Raw genomic sequence first — 23,019 nt, 5'->3', positions numbered from 1 at the left:
GTGCTGGGCGGCGGGGTGGTGGCCGCGGTGGCGGTGGTCGCCGGGCTGCTGGTGGTGGTCGGCGGTTCGGACGTGCCGCCCGCGGTGGGCGCGGCCGAGCAGCCGCCGCCGTCCGCGGCGGTGCTGGTGGGCCCGGCGGAGGGCGCTTCCGCGGTGTCCGCCCCTTCTGCCCCGGCCGCTTCGTCCGCCGCTGCGCCCGCCGCCTCCCCCTCGCCCGCTCCGGCGTCCTCCGCCCCGCCCGTCCCGGCCGCCCCGCCGTCGAGCGCGCCGCCCGCGCCCGCGCCGTCCTCCGCCGCGCCGTCGTCCCCGTCCTCCCCCTCGGCGCAGAAGCGTTCCGCGGACCTGGCGCAGCAGGTGCTCGACCTGGTCAACTCGGAGCGCGCGAAGGCGGGTTGCGGACCGGTCGCGGCCAATGCGAAGCTCGCGGCGGCGGCGCTGGGGCACTCCGAGGACATGGCGGCGCGGAACTTCTTCGACCACACCAATCCGGACGGCGCCGGTCCGCAGCAGCGGATCGACGCCGTCGGGTACGCGTGGAGCGGGTGGGGTGAGAACATCGCGCGCGGTCAGCGGGACGCGGCCGCGGTGATGGACAGCTGGATGAACAGCCCGGGTCACCGGGCGAACATCCTGAACTGCAAGTTCACCGAGCTGGGGGTGGGCGTCCACCTGGGCACCGGTGGGCCTTGGTGGACGCAGGACTTCGGTACGCCGCGCTGACGCCGCGCTGACGCCGTCGGCACGGACGCCGTCGCCGCTGACGGCGCCGTCCGCCCGGCGGTGCCCCCCGCCCCTGCGCTCCCGGCCGCGTGCTCAGTCGGTGGTGGCGCGGGTTCCTTCCCGTGGGCGGGGGACGGCGTCGGCCTCCCCGGTCAGTACGGCCTCGCGCAGGTCGGCGAGGGCATCGTCCACGGAGTCGTGGACGTCGAAGATCCGCTCGATCCCGAACAGCTGGAGGATCTTGCGGGTGTGGACGTCGGGTCCGGGCAGGACCAGCCGCAGCTGCCCGTCGCGGGAGGCCAGCATGCGACGGGTGGCCACCAGGACGGCGAAGCCCGTGGAGTCGCAGAAGTCGACCCGGCTGATGTCGACCACCATGCGCAGGCAGCCGTCGGTGACCAGTCGTTGGAGCCGCTCGCGCAGGGCGGCGACTCCGCTGATGTCCACTTCTCCGGCGACCTGGACCACTGTCCAGCCGTATCGCTCCCCGTAGCTCACGCTCAGTGCCACTCTGTTGCCTTTCTCTGGGGTCGCTGGGGGTATGCGGCCCCTGCCCGTTTCCTCCGGCGGCAACCCTGTTCCAGGTGACGATTTAGCGGCTGGAAGGAGTAATTTCCGCGAAATGTCACGGCTGTGAACCGTTGGACGGTCGAATTCGCTGCCCAACCCGAGGATCTGCACAGGATTTACTCCGGTTGGCGGTACCGCCGGAACCGGTGACAGGCTTGGAAGGAGTGCCCCGCCCCGCAGCCGCCCGAACAGCGTTCCGGCGAAGGGAGAAACGCCGTGATCACCACCGATTTCGTCCCCGGCTCGCCGTGCTGGCTGGACCTGGGCGCACCGAACGTCCAGGCCGCCGCCGCGTTCTACGGCCCGGTCCTGGGGTGGGAGTTCACCCCGCCGCCGGGCGCGGACGACTTCCTGCTCGCCACCGCCGCCGGCCGGACGGCGGGCGGCATCGGCCCGCTCACCGAACGCGGCGCCCGCTCGGCCTGGATGGTCTACTTCTTCACCCCGGACGTCCACGAGACCGCCGCCTCCGTCCTGCGCGCGGGCGGCAGCGTCCGGGTCGAGCCCAGGGACGAGGCCGACTGGGCCTCGTTCGCCCAGTTCACCGACCCGCAGGGCGGGCAGTTCGCGGTCTGGACCCCGGGACGGGCGGGCGGCCTGGCCGCCGTGGACGGCCCCGGCGGCCTGTGCTGGACGGAGCTCTACACCACCGACGCGGCCGGCGCCCTCGCCTTCTACGAGACCGTCTTCGGCTGGCACCACGAGGACACCCCCATGCCGGGCGGCAGCGGCACCTACAGCATCGTCACCCCCGCCGACCAGCCCCCCGAACGCATGCACGGCGGTGTCCTCCAGGTCGGCCCCGCCGAACTCACCCTCTCCCGCGGCACCCCCTCCTGGCACCCGGTCTTCGCCGTCCCCGACTGCGACGAGGCCGCCGCCACCACCGCCACCCACGGCGGCCTCGTCGTCATGGGCCCCGAAACCGCCCCGGGCATCGGCCGGATGGCCGTCTGCACCGACCCGTCCGGCGCGGACTTCGTCCTGATGACACCGAGCCCGTGAGACGCCCCGCACGCGCGGGAGGGGCCGCTGTGCCGGTTCGGCGACAACCCGAAGAAGGGGCCGTCCCCGCAGCAGCGGGGCACCGGGCATGACCTAAGCCGGAGTCATCCCGATGACGGGGCCATCCCCGCGGCGCGGGAAGCGGGCCAGGCCGGTTTTGAGCATCTGGCCGACGGCAGGGCCATCCCCGCGGCGCGGGAAGCGCTCGAAGCGCAAAGGGAACCGGGCGCCGTACTTGGGGCCATCCCCGCGGCGCGGGAGCGGGCTCGCCGACCGGCAACGATACGCCCGCGGGCAGCGCCGGTCCGCCGTTTCCGCGGATCCCTCAGCCGCCCGGACGGCTCGGCGGGCCCGGCCTCAGTCCGCCAGGAGCGGGCGTCCCGCCGCGATGACCAGGGCGAGCATCGCTGCGGCGAAGCCCAGCAGGGCGACCTGGCTGGAGACGTAGAGCGTGGCGACGCCGAGGCCGAGCACCGGGACGGCAACTCCGAGGTAGCCGCCGAGGAAGAGGCCCGCGAGGGTCTCGCCGCGCCGGGCGGGGGTGGTGAGCTCGGCGACGGTGGTGATCGTTCCCTTGAGGAGGATGCCCGCTCCGGCGCCGGCCGCGGCGCCGCCGGCGAGGAACAGCGGCAGGTTCGGCAGCCACAGGGCCGCGCTGGTGGGTACCAGGCCCGCCGTGCTCAGGACCATTCCGACCAGGAGCTGGCGTCTGACCCGGACCCGGCCGAGCAGTGCCTGCGCGACGGCCGCCGTGCCGAAGGCGATCAGCGCGACCAGGCCGGCCAGGGCCCGGGAGGGGTGGTGCATCGTGCCCGCGACGAATCCCGGGGCCAGTGAGGCGAACAGGGCGAGGATCGCGAAGGCGGCGAAGGCGGCGGCCGCCGCGGCGAAGAACCGGGGGCGGGCGTCCCGGGGGACCGAGACCCGCTGCGGACGGTAGGGGGTGCGTCCCGGGGCCGGTTCGACGGTTTCCGGCGCGAACGCGACCCCGAGCGCGCCGGCCAGCAGCAGCGCGGTGAAGACGACGTAGGGCGTGCGCAGCGGCGAGTCGACGTACTGGGCGAGCAGGCCGGAGACCAGCGGTCCGAGGCCGAGCCCGCCGAGGTTGGCCGCGGTGGCGGTCAGGTCGGCGCGGGCCCGGTGGGCGCCGGGCCGGGCGGCGGCGTGGAGTTCGCCCAGGTGGGCGGTGGCGGTGGCGGTGATCACGCCGATGCCCAGGCCGGTCAGCAGGCGCGCCGCGATCAAGCCGCCCAGCGTCGGCGCGAACAGGAACACCTGGGCGGCGGCGGCCTCCAGGAGCAGCGCCGGTACCAGGACGCGGCGGCGGCCGAGCCGGTCGGAGAGGTGGCCGGCGAGGAACAGGCTGACGGCCACGCCGACCGCGTAGGACGCGAAGACGACCGAGACCGTGAGCGCCGAGAAGTGGTCGCGCCGCTGGTAGAGGACGTAGAGCGGGGTCGGGACGGCGGAGAAGGCCATCGCGGTCAGGAAGGCGGCCGCGACCAGCCAGAAGCCCGGACCGTGCGGAAGGCGTGCGGAGGTGCTGCGCGGCCGGCGCTGCGAACGGCGCTGCGGACGGCGTTGCGGCTGGCGCTGCGGACGGCGGAGGGTCTGGATCGGCATGGCACCGAGTGTCGCTACCGGCGTTCGATCGCGTCCAACGATCGCTGGTGCTCGCCACCATCACTTCCCGCGATAATGCCGCCATGGAACTGCGCCACCTGGAGTACTTCGTCGCGGTCGCCGAGGAGCTCAACTTCACCCGCGCCTCCCGACGGCTGCACGTCGTCCAGTCCGCGGTCTCGGCGGCGATCAGGGTCCTGGAACGCGAACTCGGCGCCCGGCTGCTGGAACGCAGCTCCCAGCGGGTCGCGCTCACGGACGCCGGGGCGGCCCTGCTGCCGCGGGCCCGCGCGACGCTCGACGCGGCGCAGGCGGCCCGGGACGCCGTGGACGAGGTCCGCGGCGGGCTCCGGGGCAGCCTCACCCTCGGGACGCTGCTGTCGGTGGCGGCCGTCGACGTCCCCGCGCTGCTCGGCCGCTTCCACGCCGAGCACCCCGGAGTGGCGGTCCGCCTGCGCCTGTCGCCGACCGGGTCGGTCGGTCTGGCCAAGGCCCTCCAGGACGGCGACCTGGACGTCGCCTTCCTGCTGCTGCCCGGCGGGCCGCCGCCGGGCGTCACCGCCCGCGACCTGCTCGCGGTCCGCCTGGTGGCGGTCGTCCGCGCCGACCATCCGCTCGCCGGGGCGCGGGAGGTCTCGCTGGCCGAGCTGGCGGCCGAACCGTTCATCGACTTCCCGGCCGGGTACGGCAACCGCACCGTGGCCGACCGGGCGTTCGCGGCGGCCGGCCTCGAGCGCCAGGTCGCCCTGGAGGTCACCGACATCACCACCGGCGCGCAGTACGTGCGGCACGGCTTCGGCGTGGTGCTGCTGCCCGACTTCGCCGCGCCGGCCGATCCCGACCTCAGGACGCTGAGCGTGTCGGACCACCCCCTGGCCTGGACCCTCTCGGTCGCGACGGCCGCGGCCCGGCGCCCCAGCGCCGCCGTCCGCGCGCTGCTGGGCATGGTCGACCGGTTCGTGACGGCCCCCGGCCCCTCCGGCGGAACCGGGTGAGCACCGGCCGACCACCCCGCGGATCCCTGCGCCGCCCGCCGCCGCCGTCGGCCGCCGTCAGACGCCCGGCAGCGGGCCCCGGGGGATGCGGGCGGCGCGCAGGCGGTGGCCGGTGGTGTCGGGGGCGATCAGGGGCGGGGGGTAGTCGGCGGGGCGGCGGTCGGACTGCCAGGGGCGGTGGATCGTGCGGCCGGGGAGGTGGGCGAGTTCGGGGACCCAGCGGCGGACGTAGGCGCCGTCGGGGTCGTACCGGTCGGCCTGGGTGAGCGGGTTGAGGACGCGGTTGGGGCGGGTGTCGGTGCCCGTCCCGGCGACCCACTGCCAGTTGAGCTGGTTGTTGGCGAGGTCGCCGTCGACCAGGTGGTGCAGGAAGTGGGCAGCGCCCGAACGCCAGTCCAGGTAGAGGGACTTGGCGAGGAAGCTGGCGGTGAGCAGCCGGGCCCGGTTGTGCATCCAGCCGGTCTCGGCGAGTTGCCGCATGCCGGCGTCGACGATCGGGAAGCCGGTGCGGCCCGCGCACCAGGCGGCGTACTCCTCCGGGGCCTCGCGCCACTGGTCGTACCGGGGGCGGTAGTCGGCGCGGGCGCTGTCGGGGCGGGCGGCGAGGACCTGGTGGTGGAAGTCGCGCCAGACCAGTTGGCGGACGAAGGCTTCGGCGCCGTGGCCGCCGCGCCGTTCGGCGAGGTGGACGAGTTCGTTGGCGGACAGGCAGCCGAAGTGCAGGTACGGGGAGAGGTGGGAGGTGCCGTCGGCGGCGAGGTCGTCGTGCAGGTCGGCGTAGTGCTCGGTGCGCCAGTGCTGCCAGGCGCGGCGGGCGGCGCTCTCGCCGGGGTCGGGAAGGCGGCGGGCGGTGGGGGTGGCGGCGGGCAGCGGGGCGCCGCGCAGGCCCTCGGGGGTGCGCAGGGTGCGGGGCGGGGGCAGCGGGGTGCGCCGGGGGGTCTGCTGCCAGGCCCGCTGGTAGGGGGTGAAGACGGCGTAGTGGTCGCGTCCGGCGGGTCGGACGGCGCCGGGCGGGACGGCGGTGAGCGAGCCCTCGTGCACCCGGAGCCGGTCGCCGAGGGCCCGGCGCAGGCGCTGTTCGCGCCGCCGGGCGTACCCGCTGACCCCGGCGGCGACGTGGACGGCGGCCGCGCCGGTCTCGGCGGCGAGCTTCGCGGCCTGTTCGGCGGTGTCGCCCTCGCGCACCAGCAGCCGCCCGCCGGCCCGGCGCAGGCTGGCGTCGAGGTCGGCCAGGCAGCCGGCCAGGAACGCGGTGCGGTTGGGGGCGGCGAAGCCGGCGGCGGTGACGGCCGGATCGCTGACGAACAGCGGCACCACCTGGTCGGCGCCGGCGCGGGCGGCGTGCAGGGCGGGGTTGTCGTGCAGGCGCAGGTCCTGGGTGAACAGGACGATGGCGAGTGTCATGGTGCTGCTTTCGGTGCGGGGAACTTCGCTCTGTCGACATGGCGATCTGATGATCTGTCAACGTTCCGGTGTCCGGGCGGTACGCGGCGGGGACGGGCGCCCGTGTCGTCTTCGGAGCCGGGACCGAACCGGATGGGTGCGGCGCGGCAGGCTGCCTGCGGAGCTCCGGGCGGGCGCCGTCGGCCGCCTCGGCCGCGCTCTGACCGCTCGCCTCCCGCCCGTCCGCGCCGGGTCATAGAGTCGGTGGTCCGCGCGAGCGGAGCGAGGAGGGGGACGCGGATGGCGCAGGGGTACGAGGAGTTCTTCCGCACGGCGACCGGCCACCGGCCGTACGCCTACCAGCGGGCGCTCGCGGCGGACGGGCTGCCGCCGTGGGTACGGGTGCCGTCGGGGGGCGGGAAGACCGCGGCGGCGGTGCTGGCGTGGCTGTACCGGCGGACGGTGTCCGCGCCGGAGGGGACGGCGCGGCGGCTGGTGTACGTGCTGCCGCAGGGCAGCCTGGCGGACTGGACGCACGACCTGGTCGGCGGCTGGCTGGCGCGGCTGGGCCTCGCCGAGCGGGTGGACCTGCACCTGCTGACCGGCCCGGACGGGCAGGACGGCGGCTGGCGACGGCGGCCGGAGCGGACGGCCGTCCTGGTCGGCACCCACGACGTGCTGCTGAGCCGGGCGCTGATGCGCGGCTTCGCCGACTCCCGGACGATGGCGCCGGTGTCGTTCGGGCTGCTCAACAACGACGCGCACTGGGTGTTCGACGAGGCGCACCTGCTGGGGCCCGGCCTGCCCACCGGGGAGCGGCTGCAGGAGTGGCGCGACGCGCTGGGCACGACGGCGCCGACCGGGACCACCCGGATGTCCTCGATCGGCGGGGCGGCCCTGCCTGCGCCGGAGGTCTCGCCCGCGGGCACCCGCCTGGTCCGGCGGCTGCACCCGGCCCCGGACCGGTACGTCCCCGACCTGGTGGCGGCGCTGGGCGCGGCGCACCGCCCCGGCACCCGGACCGTCGCCGTGCTGAACTCCCCGGCCCGGGCCCGCGAGGTGCACGCCGCGCTGCGCGCCGCGCACCCCGGCGAGCCCGCGGTGCTGCTGCTCCCGTACCTGCGCTCCGCCGAACGGCGGTCCCTGGTACGGGAGTTGCCCGCGCACGGGTTCCTGGTCGCGACCCGGGCGCTGGACGCCGGGTCCGACCTGTCCGGCCGCACGGTGTTCACCGAACTCGACCGGTGGAGCGCCGTCGTCCAGCGGGCCGGGCGCTGCGACCGGCACGGCGAGCACCCGGAGGGCGGCGAACTGCTGTGGTGCCCGCCGCCGGAGAGGACCGGGGCCTTCGTCGACGGGGAGCGGTGGCTGGCGGCGCACGAGGGGGTGGCGGTCGGCACCGCCGACCTGTTCCGGGCCCCGGTCCCGGACCGGCTGCCGCCCGCACCGGGGGCGCCCGGGGCGAGGGTGCCCGGACTGGACCGGGCGGTGCTGACGGCGCTGTTCGACACCGGGCGCGGGGCCGGGCCGTCCAGCGCGGCCCCCTGGGTCTGCGGGCTGCCGGAGCGGACGGTCTTCGTGGCCTGGCGCGACTGGGGCGCGGCGGGCCGGCCGGCGGAGGACGAACCGGAGCCCGGCCGGGCCGAGCAGTGCGAGGCGCCGCTCGCCGAGGTCCGGGCCCGGCTGGCGGGCGGGCGGGACGCGGAGGGCGGCGGCGGGTGCTGGGTGCGGGACCGCACCGACGGCCGGTGGCGGCCCGCCGGAGCCGCGGACCTACGGGCCGGCGCGGTGCTGACCCTGGACGCGGCCGGCGGCGGCCACCTGCCGGGGCTGGGCTGGCGGCCGGACAGCCGGGTGCCGGTGGCCCCGCTGTTCGCCGGCCGCACCCCGCCCACCGCCGGGTGCGCGGCCTGGGTGGGCCTGGACCAGCACCTGCGGGAGACCGAGGAGGAGGCCCGGGCGCTCACCGCCGCGCTGCCCGGCCTGACCGGGGCGCAGCGGGAGGCGGTGGCGCTGGCCGCCCGGCTGCACGACCTCGGCAAGTGCCACCGGGTGTTCCAGGCGAAGCTGCGCGACGGCGGCGGCGACCCGCCCGAGGGGCTGCTCGCCAAATCCAAGGCGCCCTGGAACAACGGGGTCTCGGCCCGCCCGTACTTCCGGCACGAGCTGGTCAGCGCGCTCCTGCTGCTGGCCGGCGGGCACTGGCACGCGCCCGGCGCGGACCCGTCCCTGGTGACGTACCTGGTCGCGGCGCACCACGGGCAGGTGCGGGTCTCGGCCCGGCCCGAGCCCGGCGAGGACGCGCGGACCCTGCTCGGCGTGCGCGAGGGGGACCGCACCCCGGCGGTGGCCGTCTCCAGCGGCGAGCGCTTCCCGTCCCAGGCCCTCTCCCCCGCCGCCCCGTTCGGCCCGGACGGCGCCTGGCCGCCGCTGGTGGCGGCCCTGCTGGCCGACCCGGCCCTGGGCCCGTTCCGGCTGGCCCACCTGGAGTCCCTGGTCCGCACCGCCGACTGGCGCTCCAGCGCCCGGCACGACGGCCCGCTCTGACGGCGCGTTCCGACGGCGCATTCTGACGGCGTGTCGAACGGGAGCGGCCCGGCACCCGTCGCCGTGCGGGGGCCGGGCCGTCCGGCGGATCAGATGTACGCCAGGCTGATCTGCTCGCCGAAGACCACCCAGTGCTGGCCCGGGTCGCCGGTGTTGCAGGGCTTGGTGGAGACGTCCGGGGTGCCCCAGGCGTTGGCCAGGCAGTACCCGGGGGCGTAGGTCAGCGAGATCTGCTGGCCGGAGACGGTCCAGTACTGGCCGAGGTCCTGCGGGTCACAGGGCTCGATGGAGACGTCCGGGGTGCTCCAGGCGTTGGCCAGGCAGTACGCGGGGGCGTTGCTGAGCGAGATCTGCCGGCCGGAGACGGTGAAGTGCTGGCCCGGGTCCTTGGCCTCGCAGGGCTTGGTGCCGATGCCCGGGGTGCTCCAGGCGTTGGCCAGGCAGTAGACGCCGGGGTGCGGGGCGGGGTCGGCCGCCCCGGCCGGTCCGGCGGGCAGGAACGCGGCGGTCAGCGCCAGCGCGGCCAGGGCGGTCGTCCTGCGGAGTGCGGTTGCCATCGGGCGGGTTCCGTTCTCGTTCCGGTCGCACGGCCGGGCCCGCGGCACGCGAAGGCGCGCCGCGCACGCTTCGCATGCGGACCGTCGTTGTGGGGTGCGGCCCGGAGAGTCGGGCGCACCGCCATTGATAGCAGTAGAGGGCGACCGCACGACTACTCCGTGCGACCGTATTCACCCGGTCGGCGGCGGCCGGCGGACCTGCGGCGTCCGCTCCCCCGCGCCGCGGGCGGATGGAATGATGGGCCCGGGGAGGGACAGGTGGAACGGATCGGTTCGTACGCCGTGGTGCGGGAGTTGGGCGCCGGCGGCATGGGCACGGTGTACCTGGCGCGTTCGCGCGGTGGCCGGCTGCTCGCGGTGAAGGTGGCCCGGCCGGAGCTCGCCGCGGACCGGGACTTCCGCGCCCGGTTCCGGGCCGAGGTCGCCGCGGCCCGCCGGGTCGGCGGCTTCCACACCGCCCAGGTGGTCGACGCCGACCCGGACGGAAACCCGCCCTGGATGGCCACCGCGTACGTACCGGGCCCGACCCTCGGCCGGCTGATCGCCGCCGAGGGCCCGCTGGACGAGGCCGGGCTGCGCCGGCTCGGCGCGGCCCTGGCGGAGGCCCTGCAGGCGGTGCACGGGTGCGGGCTCGTCCACCGGGACCTGAAACCGGGCAACATCGTGATGGCACCGGACGGCCCCCGGGTCCTGGACTTCGGCATCGCCCGCGCCGCCGAGTCCACCCGGCTGACCGCCACCGGCCACGCCTTCGGCACGCCCGGCTACCTGGCACCCGAGCAGGCCGAGGGACGCGAAGTGACCGGCGCCGCCGACGTGTTCGCCCTCGGCGCGGTGCTCGTCACGGCCGCCGGCGGCGCCGCCTTCGGCACCGGCGCACCGGTACTCCTGGTCTACCGCTCGGTGCACGCCCCGGCGGACCTCTCCGCCGTCCCCGCGAACCTGCGCGCCCTCGTCGGCGCCTGCCTGGACAAGGACCCGGCCCGCCGCCCCACCCCGGAACACCAGCTCGACGCGTTCACCGGCCCCACCGGCACCCTGCCGCCCCACCCGCCCACCCTCCTCGCCCCGCCCACCGAGGACGACCTCACGCCCTCCTTCCGCGCCGAGGACGACCGGCGCGCCGTCCTGATCGACGCCCACGGCATCGGGATCGCCCTGGACGGCGCCGAGGAGATCGGCATCGACTTCCCCTGGGAGGAGATCGCCGCCATCAGCCACACCCTGCAACCCTCGGCCCTCCGCTGCACACTGCTCGTCGAATGCCACGACGACGTCCCGTACGAGTGCACGCTCACCGCCCCCGACCGGGAGACCTACCTCGCCTGGGCCCGGGACCTGCCGCGCGTCCTGAACCACTACTGCGACTGAGCCCGACGAGCGACCCGGCAGGAGCTACGGCGCGGGCCGCAGCGAGGGCCACGACGGGGGGTCGCGGCCGGGGCCGGCGAGGTGCGGCGCAACTATCCGATGATCCACTCGTTGGTCCGTCCGACGTAGCCGGGTTCCGTCCCGACGCCTTGGAGGGGCCGATGGATCTCAAGACGCTGCCGCGGCCCGGGGTGACCGGCGCCGGGGGCCAACGGGCTTCCGCGGAGGCCGTGTTGGTGCGGCACTACCGGCGGCTGGTGGGTCTGGCCTACCTGACGCTGCCCGCCGACCGGGGGCGGCACGCCCGGGTGGTGGCGGCGCACGCGGTGGTGCAGCGGGCCCTGCCGGTGCTCGGCGGCCGGGCCGCTGGGGAGGACGGGTACTCGGCGGCCCGGGTGCGGGTGCTGCGCGGGGCGCTGCGTCGGCGGCGCTGGCCCGGTGCCGTGTTCCCCCGGGTGTGGGGGGTGCGGCTGTTCACCCCGCCGGACGACGGGGACGCCGAACTCGACGCCAGGCTGGCCGAGTTGCCCGCACCCGCGCGGGCCGGTTTCGCCCTCCAGGCGCTGGACGGCCTGGACCGGGCCGAGGCCGCCGAGGTGCTGGCCTGGGCCGGGGTGGAGACCCCGGCCGACTCCGCCCGCGCCGGGGCCGAACTGCTGCACGCCGCGCACTCCCCCGGCTGGTCCGACCTCCCGCCCGGCTACGACGCCTGCACGGTCCACCTCCAGCCGGGCGACCTGCTGCGCCGCCGCCGGCTGGCGGTGGTGGCCGCGGCGATGGCGGTCGCCCTGCCGGCGACCGTTCTGCCCGTCCTGCTCTCGCCCCAGCCGGGCACCGGAAGGACCGGCACCTCGGCCCCCGCCCCGGGCAAGGCCGTTCCGGAGCGCCGCGCCGACGACCTGTGGCGCACCACCGCGAAGCTGAGCCTCGCCGTCTGGCCCGCCCGCGGCGAACTGCGCGACGATGGCGCCCTGGTCGGCCGCGCCACCACCGCCTGGCAGCAGGCCGGACCGCCCGCCGGTCCGCCGACCGGCCCGCCCGCGGCCGTGCCCCAACTCCTGTACGCGGGGCGGCTGGACGGCACCCCGGTGGTCCTGCTGACGGACGGCCGGAACCTGGCCCGGTACACCGAGGGCCCGGCCGCGGGGCAGGGCCCGGCGCTGGCGCTGGCGCCCGCCGGGGACAGCGACGTGACGGCGGGCGCGGCGGTCGTGCTGCGGCGCGACGAGCGCGGGGCGCGGTACCTGCTGGCGCCGTGGATCGCGTCCGCGGCGACCCGGCGGCTGGACCGGCCGGAGGAGGCGGAACGCCCGCTGGCCTTCCCCGGCGGGGTCACCGACCCGGTGCCGGGGACGGCCGCGCCGGGCTGCCCCGGGCCGGTGCTGCAACTGCGTTCGGACCCGGTGGTGGCCGAGCAGCACGCCTTCCTGCTGGCCGACCTCGGCGGGCTCACCCCCGCGCACCTGACCTACACCCCGCCGCCGGACGCCTCCGCCCAGGCCCGTCCGCCCCGCGAGGCGGTCGGCGGGCAGGCCCTGCGCCGGTGGGCGGCGGGCGCCTGCGCGATCCCCGAATCCGGGCCGGAGGTAAGGCAGTTGAACCTGTGGGAGTTCGCCGACCAGAAGCTCCCGCAGAACGCCGGGGAGCTCGCCTGGGCCTGCCTGCGGGCCGACCACTGGGACGGTTCGGGCAGCGCGGCGGCGGCGGTGCTGCCCCCGAACGGCGGCCGCGCCGAACAGCTGGCGCACGCCGACGGGCGGGCCTGCAGCCGCTACGAGCAGGACACCGTGGCCCAGTACCGCTGGCGCGCCCCCAACGGCACCCCCTACCTCCTGGTCGCCGCCAGCCGCCGCACCTCCCGCCTGCTCGTCACCACCCCGTCCCGCCGCCTCGACCTGCCCGCCCCGCCCACCCGCACCCTGGCCCTCGACGACCCGGGCACCGGCCCCACCGCCGTGGAGGCGGTCACGGCCTCGGGCACCCACCTGAAGCCCCTCGGCTGAAGGCCGACCCCACCCCGGGGGCCACTGCGCGGTACGGACCCCTGCCGTTTCGTCCCCGCCCGATTCCCCCCTCCTGCGCCCGGACCTGTCGGGGCATCAGCGGCAACCGCGACAGCACGACCCGCCCGGCGGCCGAAAGCCCATGACGGTGCATCACGCCGACCCGCTCCCCTCGCTTGACCGTCTTCTGGGGTCGAGTCGGAGTGCCCGGAATAATGGCTGGTCGAACACCGGAACGCGGTGATAGACATCCGCCGTGCAGAACTCCCTGAACTTCTCCGACCTGCTGCGTCTGATCGACGAGCGGTCGACCGCCTTCCGGGCCGCCGTCGCCGCCGCACCCAGCCTCGACGTGCCGGTGCCGACCTGCCCGGGGTGGACGCTGCTCGACCTGGTGCAGCACATCGGTGAGGGCCGTCGCGCCTGGGCCGCCACCATCGCCGCCGGGGCCGAGGCCACCGGCAAGGTCGTTCCCCGGGGTGACACCGTCGCGCCGCAGGGGCGCGAGGCCGTGCTGGTCTGGCTGGCCGATTCGACCCGGTTGCTGCTGGACGCGCTGACCGAGGCCGGTCCGGACCGCCCGTGCTGGGGCTGGTGGGGCAAGTCGCAGACGCCGCTGACCAGCGGGGCCGCCGCCCGGCGCCAGTTGCACGAGATCGCGGTGCACACCTACGACGCCCAGCTCGCGGTCGGCGACGCGCGGCCGCTGCCCACCGAGGTCGCGGTCGACGGTGCCGAGGAGTTCCTGGTCACGATCTGCACCACCACGGAGGCGTGGCCGCACGAGACCGCCGCCGTCGACTACCACGTCACCGAGGGCGTCTCCTGGCGCTACTGGGTCGGCGAGGACGGCGCCCGGACCGCCCGGACGTCCGAAGCTGACGTGCTGCCCGCCGCCGACGCCTCCGCCACCAGCACGGCGAGCGACCTGGTGCTCGTCCTCTACGGCCGCATCGGGCTCGACTCGCTGAAGCTGGAGGGCAGGACCGGGCTCTTCGAGCAGATGGCGGAGTGGGACCCGGAGCGTTAGGCCCCAGGAGCCGTTCGAAGACCGGAACCGACAGGGCCGCGAGACCGCACCGGAGCCCTAGATGTTCTGTCCTGTGAGGTCGCGGAAGGTGAACGCGTCCGGCCCGGGGCCGTGGGTGCGGAGGGTGGTGAGGCGGGCCATCGCCTCGGCGAGGGTGGGGCGGTGGCCGGCCGGGACCCACCACATCGCCTGGTGGGCCTCGGTGGGGGGACGGAACCATTCGCGGCGGCGGGCCAGCACCCGCAGGTGGTCGCTGCGGTAGACGTAGGCCCGGAGCGCTTCGGCGGACTCCCAGACCGAGCAGTTGACCTGGAGCAGGTCGTCGTCCTGGTCGGGGCGCAGTCCGGTCGCGTCGGCGCCCGCCTCGTCGACCATCCGCCAGACGAATCCGGGGCTGCGTTCGGCGAGTGCGTTGATCTCCGCCAACTGGCTGACGAATCCGGCGAGTTCGGGGCTGTCCAGCGGCGCGACGATGCGGCCGACGTTGACCTGGGCGAGGTGGCGGCCGGTGGCGGGCACGGCGGGCTGAGGGGTCGTCATGCGGTCAGCATGCCCCGGGTCGGCTTCTATCGTCAATGGTTGTTGTTTTTAGAGTTCGGCCGGGGACTCGCACCGGGTGAGCGACACGCAGCAGCCGTCCGCGCCCGGATCCATCGCGGGGGCCCACTCCTCCCCGGCGAGCCCCTGGAGCAGCGCCAGGTTCATTCCGCACACCAGCGCCGGGAACTCGTCCGCCAGCGCATGGAAGGGGCAGTTGCGCAGGCGCAGCACGCCGCCGTCCAGGTGCGGCGCGTAGCCGCGCTCGCGCAGCGCGGCGGGCAGGTCGGACGGGCGCTCCGCCTCGCCGGCCGTGCGGGCGGCGTCCTGCAACTGGTGGTCGAGGCCGGCCCGTTCGACCACTTCGGCGAGCAGGCGGCCGGCTTCGCCGTAGGCGCGGGGCGGCAGGGCCACGGCGATCTCGGCGTCCGCCCGGCGGTAGAGCTTGGCGGGGCGTCCCGCGCCGGGGCCGCCGCGGCCGGCCGGGCGGCGGTAGGAGACCGCGAGCAGGCCGGCGTCCACCAGCCTGTCCAGGTGGAAGGCGGCCAGGGAGCGGGAGACGCCCGCGGCGGCGGCGGCCGCGTCCCGCCCGGTCTCCTGCGGCGCGTCGACGACGTGCCGGTAGAGGGCGCGGCGCACCGGGTCGGCGAGGGCGCCCAGCGCCTCGATCGAGGAGTCCTCAGCAGTCATCCGTCGAGTCTAGGTCCGGCGGGGCGGAGGCCCGCCGGCGTCCGACGGGGCCGGGTCCGGGTCCGGGTCCGGCATGAACGCGTCGGCGGGGCGGCTGTGTTGCGCCGTGTCGCCCGAATTGCCCCCCATTCGTTTCTACACCTCTGTAGAGTGTTCCCGACCGCCACCAGCCGGGCCGTTCGGGCACCCCGCACCCGTCACCCCGCCGACCGGACTCGAAGGAGGCCCGCGGTGCTTCCCCCGCAACTGCAGACCGATCCCGCCTGGTCCCCGCCGGAGCAGGACGTCCAACCGGCCTACCAGCCGGTGGAGGTGCTGCTCGACGACTCGGACGGCTGGGCCCTGGGCCGGATCAACGCCTGGTGGCACTCCCCCGGCGGCGAGTCCTGGTGCCGGCTGCGGCTGATCGGCTCCACCGCGGCGGCCGCCTGGCGGCGCTACGACCCCGAGCGGATCCTGCTGCTCCCCACCCACGGGACGTGACCGGCCGTTCGTCCGGGCCACGGCCCTGGTGGAGGACACCGGCCCCGCGGAGATCTCGCCGTACGCGTCGGGGATGCCGTTCGTGAAGGGCTCCAGCGGGAACCCACTGCCCCACCAGCGGGGAGGTCCGGTACAAGTCCCTGCCGCAGCCGTTGCGTTCACCCACCGGCCTGCACTGACGGCCTGCGCATGCGGCGTCCCCGGCCCCGCGCTCGGCGGCCGTGTGGTCAGCCGCCGAACAGGACCGGTCCCAGCACGGAGGGACGGAACAGCAGGGTGGGCGGTTCCACCATGGCGGCCACCTGGTGGAACGCGGCGGCGACCCGGGCGTCGGTGACGGCGCGGGCCAGCACCCGGTCCAGCATCCGCTGCTGGACCCGGACCTGGAGGCCGGAGGGGCCGCCGGTGGTGCCGGCGAAGCGGACGTCCTCGCCGGCGGCCATCTGCCAGGGGTTCTTGGTGGCGGCGGCGATGGTGTCGCGGGTCTCGCGGACGGCGGCGTGGCCGAGGCCGCCGTGCTTGCGGACGGCGTCGCGCAGGGCGCGGGCGCCGAAGGCGGCGACGGTCATGCCCTGGCCGTAGACCGGGTTGAAGGTGCAGGAGGCGTCGCCGACGGCGAGGAAGCCGTGCGGGGCGGAGCGCTCGTAGTGCCGCCACACGCTCGGGCCGGGGACGAAGCCGCGGGCCGGGCCGGTGGGCTTGGCGCCGGCGATCGCCTCGGCTATGCCGGGGTCGCGCAGCAGGCCGAGCTGCTTCTCGAACTCCTCGGGCTGGATGGAGGGTTCGAAGCCGCGCATGCCGCCCGTGCCGACGATCCAGCGGTCGCCCTCGACGGGCAGCAGCACGCCGAAGCGGCCCCGGTCGGGGGCCTGGCTCTGCAGGTAGAGCGCGGAGTCGGCGGGGGCGTCGGCGGGGCGGTGGTAGAACCGGGTGGCGTAGGAGACGCCGGCGTCGACCCGCTCCCGGGGGACGACGGGCGCGCCGATCAGCGAGAACCACTTGGCGGCCCGGGTGGAGCGTCCGGCGGCGTCGACGACCAGTTCGGCCGCCAGTTCCGACTCCTGCTCGCCGTCCTTGCCCCGGCCGGTGATCCGCACGCCGGTGACGGCGTGCCGGTCGCCGAGCAGGCCGGTGACCTCGGTGCCGGTGCGGAACTCGATGTTCGGCGCGCTGCGGACGCGCTCCAGCACCACGTGGTCGATCAGCGGGCGGCTGCAGGTGAGCACCGCGAGGTCGCTCTCGTACGGGGCGAGCCAGCCGGCGGCGGTGAGCCAGCGCAGGCCGCCGGAGAGCGGGACGCGGGCGGCGCCGGCCGCGAGGAGTTCGGCGAGGGCGCCGGGGAGCAGGTCGTCGATGGCGCGCTGGCCGGCCTCCAGCAGCAGGTGGGCGTGCTTGGCCTGCGGGACGCCGGGGCGGAAGTCGGCGCCGTCGGGGTAGCGGTCGCGTTCGACCACCACGACCCGGTCCGCGACGCCGTGCAGCGCCCAGGCGGCCAGGCAGCCGGCCAGGCCGCCGCCGATCACCACTGCCGTACCGCGGTCACCGGCCGCGTTCCCCCGAGGACTCATGCCCGTACAGTAAGGGACGCGGCGCCGGCAGTCACCGGGCGTCCGTGTTTCGGCCCGCCTTCTTCGACCTGGCAACTTCCTTGCCCTGGTGGGTTTTTCGCCGTTTCCCGGGCAAAGGGCCCGATTCGCCCCGGTGGCCGGGGCCGCGGGGGGCGCCCCGGGCGGGCCGCCGGGCGGGGGTCCGCCGGGGCCGGCCGGGTTGGGCCGGACGGGGGACCCGCCGGGCGCGTGGCGTGCCGGGGGGAGGGTCGGCGGCATGGGATGGCGGGATGACCTCTGAGCAGATCCTGATCGGCTCCGGCCTGACCGTGGTACTCGCCGTCGCCTCCCAGCTGCTGGCCTCCCGGCTGCGCATCCCGGCGATCATCGTGCTGCTGCCGGCGGGCTTCGCGGCCGGCGCGCTCACCGAGGACGTCCACCCGGACCGGCTGCTGGGCGACGCGTTCTCCCCGCTGGTCTCGCTCGCCGTCGCGGTCATCCTGTACGACGCCGGCCTCGGCCTGGACCTGCGCAAGCTGACCGGGCACACCCGGCACGCGGTGGTGCGGCTGGTGTGGATCGGCGTCCTGCTGACCGCCCCGGCCGCGGCGCTGGTGGCCGCGCCGCTGCTGGGCGTCTCGGGGCAGGCCGCGGCAATGCTCGGCGCGGTCCTGGTGGTGTCCGGCCCGACGGTGGTCGGGCCGCTGCTGAACTTCGTCCGCCCCACCGAGCGGGTGCAGCGGATCCTGGTGTGGGAGGGCTCGCTGATCGACGCGGTCGGCGGCATCCTGGGCGCGCTGGTCTACCACGCGCTGGTGAGCGAGCAGCACCGGAAGTTCGGCAGCGGAATGCTGGAGTTCGCCGCCAGCGTGGGCCTGGGCCTGCTCGGCGGGCTGCTCGGCGCGGCGGTGCTGTGGTTCCTGCTGGTGCGCGTGCGGCTGGGCGAAGTGCTCGGCACCAACGCCCAGTTGGCGGCGGTGGTGGGTGTCGCGGCGCTGTGCGACGCGCTGCGCGAGGACACCGGGCTGATCGCCGCGATCGTGATGGGCGTGGTGGTGGCGACGGTGCCCGCGTTCGACCAGCCGGCCCGGCGGACGTTCTTCGAGACCCTGGTGTCGCTGGTCGTCGGCGTGCTGTTCGTGTCGATCTCCTCGACCGTGACCTGGGCCTCGGTGCGGCCGGTGCTGCTGCCCGCACTGGCCCTGGTCGCGGTGCTGGTGGTGGTGGTGCGGCCGGTGGTGGCGGCGCTGTCCACCGCCGGGACGGACCTGGCCGAGGGCGAGCGGGCCTTCCTGGGCTGGATGGCGCCGCGCGGCATCGTCGCCGCGTCCACCGCCTCGACCTTCGCCGCCGGGCTGGCCGCGGCGGGCGTCGGCGGCGCGGAGAAGATCCTCCCGGCGACCTTCCTGGTGATCGTGTTCACCGTCACCCTGTACGGCCTGACCGCCGTCCCGGTGGCCCGGCTGCTGCGGGTGACCCGCCCGGCCCGCTCGCGCCCGCTGCTGGTCGGCGGCGAGCCCTGGACGGTCGAACTCGCCACCGTGCTGCGCTCGGCGGGCCTGGACGTGCTGCTGTGGGCCGGGCGCGACGAGCAGCGGGCGCGGATCGCCGCCGCCGGGCTGGAGCTCGCCGACGGGGAGCTGCTGGTCGCCGCGAGCGGCGAGGGCGCCGAGCAGGAGGGCGTCACCGCGGTGTACCTGCTGACCGCCGAGGACGAGTTCAACGCGCTCGCCGCGGCCGTCCTGCACGCCGAGTCCGACCTGCCGGTGTTCCGGCTGCCCGCCGCCGCGCCCGGCCCCGACGTGGTCGGCGACACCCCCGCCGCGATGGTCCTGCCGGCCGCGCTGACCGGCCCCGAGCTGGCCCGCCGGCACGCCGCCGGCGCCCGGGTCCTGCGCCGCCCCGCCGACGGTGAACTCCCGCCCGGCCACGACCTCCTGTTCACCCTCGACCGGGCCGGCCACCTCCGCCCCGCCACCCTCCACGGCGAGCCCGCCCACCCCGGCCAGGTCACCGAGCGCATCGTCCTGGGCCCGGCCTGAGGGGCCGCCCGCGCTCAGTCGCCGAGGGCGTGCCCGGTCGTCGCGTCCACGTGGGCGGGGACCTCCTCGTGGCGGTCGCCCACGGTCGGGGTGCCGGTCGGCTCGAACAGGAGGATCGCGGCGCCGGACGGCGCGGACGGCTTGTGCTCGGTGCCCGCCGGAACGGTGAAGACCGCTCCCCGCGGGAGCCGGACCGTGCGCTCGCCCCCGGCCTCGCGCAGGGAGATGCGCAGCTCCCCCTCGAGCACCAGGAAGAACTCGTCGGTGTGGTCGTGGACGTGCCAGACGTGTTCGCCCTCGACCTTGGCGATCCGGACGTCGTAGTCGTTGACGCGCGTGACGATGCGCGGGCTCCACAGTGCCTCGAAGGAGGCCAGGGCCCGGGAGAGGGAGATCGGCTGGTCGCTCATGGCCCCCATCCTCGGCCGCCCCGCCGGGGCCGGGTGAGTGCTAGGAATCGCACATGGCGAAAGATTCCTCGCACCCGGCCCGGACGGCGGGCCCGCACCGGGTGGTCGTGATCGTGGACGAGAACTCCAACCCGTTCGAACTCGGTTGCGCGACCGAGGTGTTCGGTCTACGCAGACCCGAGATCGGCCGCGAGCTCTACGACTTCCGGCTCTGCTCCCCCGAGCCCTCCGTGGTGATGCGGGACGGGTTCTTCACCCTCGGCGGGGTCGCCGGCCTGGAGGCGGCCGACGCGGCGGACACCCTGGTCGTCCCCAACCGCCCCGATGTCGAGGTGCCCCGCCGGCCCGCGGTCCTGGACGCCGTGCGGCGGGCGCACGCGCGCGGCGCCCGGCTGCTGGGCTTCTGCAGCGGCGCCTTCACCCTGGCCGAGGCCGGTGTCCTGGACGGGCGCCGGGCCGCGGTCCACTGGCGGTGGGCGGAGTCCTTCCGCTCCCGCTTCCCCGCCGTCCGCCTCGAACCGGACGTGCTGTTCGTCGACGACGGCGACGTCCTCACCGCCGCGGGGAGCGCCGCCGCCCTCGACCTCGGGCTGTACGTCGTCCGGCGCGACCATGGCGCCGAGGTCGCGAACTCGGTCAGCCGGCGGCTGGTCTTCGCGGCCCACCGGGACGGCGGCCAGCGGCAGTTCGTCGAACGCCCGGTGCCCGACCTGCCCGACGAATCGCTGGCACCGGTGCTGGCCTGGGCGCAGGAACGGCTCGACTCGCCGCTCGCGGTCGCGGACCTCGCGGCGCGGGCGGCGGTCAGCCCGGCGACGCTGCACCGGCGCTTCCGGCGGGAGCTGGGGACGACCCCGCTGGCGTGGTTGACCGGGGAGCGGCTCGCCCTGGCCTGCCGGCTGATCGAGCAGGGCGAGTCGCGCCTCGCGGTGGTCGCCCGGCTGAGCGGGCTGGGCACCGCGACGAACCTGCGCGCGCTGATGCGCCGCGAAACGGGCGTCACCCCGTCGGCGTACCGGCGGCGCTTCGGGCCCGGAACGGGCTGACGCCCCGGCCCGGCGGGCCGGTTCACCCGGCCGACACGGTGTCGCGCCACCGCGCGTAACAGCGCTCGGGTAGCGTCCGAGCGCCGCTCCCCTTTTCCGAAAGCCTTCCCGGAAGGATCCCGTCCGATGACCGCCGCCACCGCCGACCTCGACGACCTCGCCGCCTTCCTGCGGGCCCAGGGCCTGGACCCGCACGGCCTGGACGAGCCCGGCACCCTGCTGTGGACCGTCCGGGACGCCAGCGGCCCGACCGCCAGCGCCGCCCTGGAGCTCGCCGGGCCGGCCGCCCTGCTGCGCAGCGTCGCCGTCCGGCCGGACCGGCGCGGCAACGGCACCGCCCGCCGGCTGGTCGAGGACGTGCTGGCCGAGGCGGCGGCGGGCGGCATCCGCCGGGTCTACCTGTTCTCCACCGACGCGGGCGCGTTCTGGCGGCGCCTCGGCTTCCGCGAGGTGCCCGTCCCGGAGGCCGCCAACGCGCTGGCCGCCGCCCCGCAGGTCCGCCAGTACCTCGCGGACGGCTCGCTGGCCGCCGAGGCCGCCTGGTGCCGCGACCTGGCGGCCCCCTGACGGCCCCCTGACCGCTTCTCGGACGTACCCGGCACGTTGCCGGGCACGGCCGGACCGTCGGCCGGCACACCGGCGGCGCCCGGCAGCGGCTGGGCGTCCGGGTGCCGGACTGACGCTCAGTCCAGCAGGACCGGGTTGGTGAGCGCCACCGCCCGCCCGTCCGGGCCGCGCACCTCGACCCGGACGAAGGCCGTCCCCTCGGCGTCGGTGCTCCAGCGGACCAGGTCGTCGGCCGGGGCCCGGTGCTCCTTGCCGCGTTCGGTGCGGAAGTGCACCGTGCTGCCGTCGGGGACGCCGGAGAGCCGCACCGCCAGTTCGACGGGGCGGCCGCCGGTGGCCAGCCGTTCGCCGATCCCGGCGGTGCGGCCGGCCGCCTCGGCGGTGAACTCCAGGTGCACGGCGGCGGATCCGGCGATCCAGCTGCGCCCGGCCCGGACGGCGGCGAGGACCGCGGGGACGCTCAACTCCTCGGCGTGCACGACGGTGTGCGGGATGCCGAGCTGGCCGGGCAGGTGGGTGTCACTGCTGCCGACGGCGGGCTGCGGGCGGCCGGTGCGGGCGCCCGCGCCGAGGCGGCGGCCCCACTCGGCGAGCGCGGCCTCGTTGTCGGCGTTCCACGGCAGGTCGGAGGCCCACTGCCCGTTCCACACCTCGACGGCGTCGAAGGACTCCAGCGGGTACGTCAACTCCCCGCTGGGATACGGCGCGTGGGGGTGCGCGGCGACGCACAGGCCGCCCGCGGCGCGCACCTCGCGCAGCGCCTCGTCGAAGGCCGCCTGGCCCACCCGGTACCTCCAGTCGGCGAGTTGGCCGGGGGCCAGGCCGAGCGCCAGCCAGTGGCCGGTGCCGGTGGTGACCTCCTCGCCGAGGACCACCAGCAGGTCGTCGCCGCCCACCTCGCCCCAGACCCCGGGCGCGGCGGCCGAGTTGTGCTCGGTGGTGGCGAGGAAGTCGAGCCCGGCGGCGCGGGCGGCGGCCGCCAGTTCGGCGGGGGTGAGTTCGCCGTCCGAGTGCACCGAGTGCACGTGCAGGTCGCCCCGGTACCAGCCGGGGCCGCGTCCGGGCAGCCGGGTCGGTGGATAGTCCATGATCGCCTCCTGGGAGGGTCAACGGCCTTGTGGAGGCAGGGAGTTCCGTCGGCGCTTCAGCCCACGGCGAACCAGGGCGCGGGGTGGTCGGCGAGCGCCTTCTCCAGCAGCAGGGTGTCGTTGGGGGCCAGCGGCGGCAGGTCGTCCAGCGGGAACCAGGCGACCGCGAGGGACTCCTCGTCGTTGACCACCGCCTCGCCGGACAGCGGGCGGCAGCGGAAGGCGACGTCCAGGTACTGCACCTGGTCGCCGTTGGCGCAGGCGAAGGCGGGCAGCGTGTGCACGCTGGTGATCCGCTCGGGCAGGACGGTGACGCCGGTCTCCTCCAGCACCTCGCGCACCACGGTGTCGGCGGGCTGCTCCCCGGGCTCCACGATGCCGTGCAGCAGGGCCCAACGGCCGGTGTCCGAGCGGCGGTTGAGCAGGATCCGGCCGTCCTCGACCACCACGGCGGTGATGCCGGACAGCCACAGCGGGGCGTGGCCGATGTGTGCGCGCAGGTCCAGGATGAATTGCGGGGTAGGCATATCGTGCACTGTAGTGCGCACCCGTCCGTTCCCGGCGGAGGACCGGAGCACGGCGGCGGCGGACGCCCTGCCTTCCTGTTCGTTTCACGGCCGCGGCCCCGCCCGGCCCGGCTCCCCGCCCGCCCCGTCCGGCGGCGCCGACCTGCGCCGTTCCCCCGGAGCGCCCCCGGGCCGCGTCCGGCCGCCCGGCCGTCCGCCGCCCGGCCGCCTTGACCCGCGGCGCGTGCGGCGGCCCACAATTGCCCCTGCTTCCGCCCCGGACCGGACCGGCCCCGCAC

The 23,019-nt window shown here is 76.3% G+C and carries 21 protein-coding genes; 11 read left to right on the top strand and 10 right to left on the bottom strand.

Going from position 1 to position 23,019, the window contains the following annotated elements; all coding sequences use genetic code 11:
• Nucleotides 1-720: CAP domain-containing protein (locus tag ACFUEL_RS12535; protein WP_380236109.1), on the top strand; the 720-nt coding region annotated here is incomplete at its 5' end.
• Between the two features lie 93 nt (nt 721-813).
• On the opposite strand, the gene ACFUEL_RS12530 is transcribed toward ACFUEL_RS12535, so the two are convergent.
• Nucleotides 814-1,218, bottom strand: coding sequence for an STAS domain-containing protein (locus ACFUEL_RS12530; protein ID WP_380236110.1), 405 nt, complete (start codon nt 1,216-1,218; stop codon nt 814-816).
• Nucleotides 1,219-1,506: 288 nt separating this feature from the next.
• Here ACFUEL_RS12530 and ACFUEL_RS12525 point away from each other — a divergent pair, with 288 nt between their 5' ends.
• Nucleotides 1,507-2,295 carry a VOC family protein gene (locus ACFUEL_RS12525; protein WP_380236108.1) on the top strand — a complete coding sequence of 263 codons (789 nt, stop codon included), beginning with the start codon at nt 1,507-1,509 and terminating at the stop codon, nt 2,293-2,295.
• Nucleotides 2,296-2,652: 357 nt separating this feature from the next.
• On the opposite strand, the gene ACFUEL_RS12520 is transcribed toward ACFUEL_RS12525, so the two are convergent.
• Nucleotides 2,653-3,918 carry an MFS transporter gene (locus tag ACFUEL_RS12520; protein ID WP_380236107.1) on the bottom strand — a complete coding sequence of 422 codons (1,266 nt, stop codon included), beginning with the start codon at nt 3,916-3,918 and terminating at the stop codon, nt 2,653-2,655.
• An 83-nt stretch (nt 3,919-4,001) separates the two neighbouring features.
• Between ACFUEL_RS12520 and ACFUEL_RS12515 the strand changes: the two genes are divergently transcribed.
• A complete protein-coding gene (locus ACFUEL_RS12515; RefSeq protein ID WP_380236106.1) occupies nt 4,002-4,913 on the top strand; it encodes a LysR family transcriptional regulator in 912 nt (303 codons plus the stop codon).
• Nucleotides 4,914-4,970: 57 nt separating this feature from the next.
• Here ACFUEL_RS12515 and ACFUEL_RS12510 read toward each other — a convergent pair whose 3' ends face one another.
• Nucleotides 4,971-6,317, bottom strand: coding sequence for a cryptochrome/photolyase family protein (locus ACFUEL_RS12510; RefSeq protein ID WP_380236104.1), 1,347 nt, complete (start codon nt 6,315-6,317; stop codon nt 4,971-4,973).
• A 279-nt stretch (nt 6,318-6,596) separates the two neighbouring features.
• Between ACFUEL_RS12510 and ACFUEL_RS12505 the strand changes: the two genes are divergently transcribed.
• Nucleotides 6,597-8,843 carry a CRISPR-associated endonuclease Cas3'' gene (locus tag ACFUEL_RS12505; RefSeq protein WP_380236103.1) on the top strand — a complete coding sequence of 749 codons (2,247 nt, stop codon included), beginning with the start codon at nt 6,597-6,599 and terminating at the stop codon, nt 8,841-8,843.
• 89 nt (nt 8,844-8,932) lie between these two features.
• Here ACFUEL_RS12505 and ACFUEL_RS12500 read toward each other — a convergent pair whose 3' ends face one another.
• On the bottom strand, nt 8,933-9,400 hold the full coding sequence (locus tag ACFUEL_RS12500; RefSeq protein WP_380236102.1) for a ricin-type beta-trefoil lectin domain protein: 468 nt from the start codon (nt 9,398-9,400) through the stop codon (nt 8,933-8,935).
• Between the two features lie 258 nt (nt 9,401-9,658).
• Between ACFUEL_RS12500 and ACFUEL_RS12495 the strand changes: the two genes are divergently transcribed.
• From ACFUEL_RS12495 to ACFUEL_RS12485, 3 genes are all read left to right on the top strand, one after another.
• Nucleotides 9,659-10,771, top strand: a complete 1,113-nt coding sequence (locus ACFUEL_RS12495; RefSeq protein WP_380236101.1) for a serine/threonine-protein kinase — start codon at nt 9,659-9,661, stop codon at nt 10,769-10,771.
• Between the two features lie 161 nt (nt 10,772-10,932).
• The gene (locus tag ACFUEL_RS12490) at nt 10,933-12,774 is read left to right on the top strand and encodes a hypothetical protein (protein WP_380236100.1); all 1,842 of its coding nucleotides are present in this window, start codon (nt 10,933-10,935) and stop codon (nt 12,772-12,774) included.
• Between the two features lie 256 nt (nt 12,775-13,030).
• On the top strand, nt 13,031-13,804 hold the full coding sequence (locus ACFUEL_RS12485) for a maleylpyruvate isomerase N-terminal domain-containing protein (RefSeq protein WP_380236099.1): 774 nt from the start codon (nt 13,031-13,033) through the stop codon (nt 13,802-13,804).
• Nucleotides 13,805-13,861: 57 nt separating this feature from the next.
• Here ACFUEL_RS12485 and ACFUEL_RS12480 read toward each other — a convergent pair whose 3' ends face one another.
• A complete protein-coding gene (locus ACFUEL_RS12480; protein ID WP_380236098.1) occupies nt 13,862-14,344 on the bottom strand; it encodes a DUF3291 domain-containing protein in 483 nt (160 codons plus the stop codon).
• 48 nt (nt 14,345-14,392) lie between these two features.
• Nucleotides 14,393-15,031, bottom strand: coding sequence for a helix-turn-helix transcriptional regulator (locus tag ACFUEL_RS12475; RefSeq protein ID WP_380236097.1), 639 nt, complete (start codon nt 15,029-15,031; stop codon nt 14,393-14,395).
• A 231-nt stretch (nt 15,032-15,262) separates the two neighbouring features.
• Here ACFUEL_RS12475 and ACFUEL_RS12470 point away from each other — a divergent pair, with 231 nt between their 5' ends.
• Nucleotides 15,263-15,514: a hypothetical protein gene (locus tag ACFUEL_RS12470; RefSeq protein WP_380236096.1), complete on the top strand. Its 252-nt coding sequence runs from the start codon at nt 15,263-15,265 to the stop codon at nt 15,512-15,514.
• A gap of 227 nt (nt 15,515-15,741) precedes the next feature.
• On the opposite strand, the gene ACFUEL_RS12465 is transcribed toward ACFUEL_RS12470, so the two are convergent.
• A complete protein-coding gene (locus ACFUEL_RS12465) occupies nt 15,742-17,082 on the bottom strand; it encodes an NAD(P)/FAD-dependent oxidoreductase (protein ID WP_380236095.1) in 1,341 nt (446 codons plus the stop codon).
• A 269-nt stretch (nt 17,083-17,351) separates the two neighbouring features.
• Here ACFUEL_RS12465 and ACFUEL_RS12460 point away from each other — a divergent pair, with 269 nt between their 5' ends.
• Nucleotides 17,352-19,103 carry a cation:proton antiporter gene (locus ACFUEL_RS12460; protein ID WP_380236094.1) on the top strand — a complete coding sequence of 584 codons (1,752 nt, stop codon included), beginning with the start codon at nt 17,352-17,354 and terminating at the stop codon, nt 19,101-19,103.
• Nucleotides 19,104-19,117: 14 nt separating this feature from the next.
• On the opposite strand, the gene ACFUEL_RS12455 is transcribed toward ACFUEL_RS12460, so the two are convergent.
• Nucleotides 19,118-19,513: a cupin domain-containing protein gene (locus tag ACFUEL_RS12455; RefSeq protein ID WP_380236093.1), complete on the bottom strand. Its 396-nt coding sequence runs from the start codon at nt 19,511-19,513 to the stop codon at nt 19,118-19,120.
• A 53-nt stretch (nt 19,514-19,566) separates the two neighbouring features.
• Here ACFUEL_RS12455 and ACFUEL_RS12450 point away from each other — a divergent pair, with 53 nt between their 5' ends.
• Nucleotides 19,567-20,559: a GlxA family transcriptional regulator gene (locus ACFUEL_RS12450; RefSeq protein ID WP_380236092.1), complete on the top strand. Its 993-nt coding sequence runs from the start codon at nt 19,567-19,569 to the stop codon at nt 20,557-20,559.
• Nucleotides 20,560-20,685: 126 nt separating this feature from the next.
• Nucleotides 20,686-21,126, top strand: a complete 441-nt coding sequence (locus ACFUEL_RS12445) for a GNAT family N-acetyltransferase (protein ID WP_380236091.1) — start codon at nt 20,686-20,688, stop codon at nt 21,124-21,126.
• 116 nt (nt 21,127-21,242) lie between these two features.
• Here the strand turns inward: ACFUEL_RS12445 and ACFUEL_RS12440 are convergent, their stop codons facing one another.
• A complete protein-coding gene (locus tag ACFUEL_RS12440; protein ID WP_380236090.1) occupies nt 21,243-22,214 on the bottom strand; it encodes a CehA/McbA family metallohydrolase in 972 nt (323 codons plus the stop codon).
• A gap of 56 nt (nt 22,215-22,270) precedes the next feature.
• Nucleotides 22,271-22,741: an NUDIX domain-containing protein gene (locus ACFUEL_RS12435; RefSeq protein ID WP_380236089.1), complete on the bottom strand. Its 471-nt coding sequence runs from the start codon at nt 22,739-22,741 to the stop codon at nt 22,271-22,273.
• Nucleotides 22,742-23,019 lie beyond the last annotated feature (278 nt).

Source organism: Kitasatospora sp. NPDC057198 (assembly GCF_042670125.1).
Taxonomy (GTDB): Bacteria; Actinomycetota; Actinomycetes; order Streptomycetales; family Streptomycetaceae; genus Kitasatospora.
The sequence above is the reverse complement of the archived record's forward strand: the minus strand, read 5'-3'. Positions and strand labels throughout refer to the sequence as shown.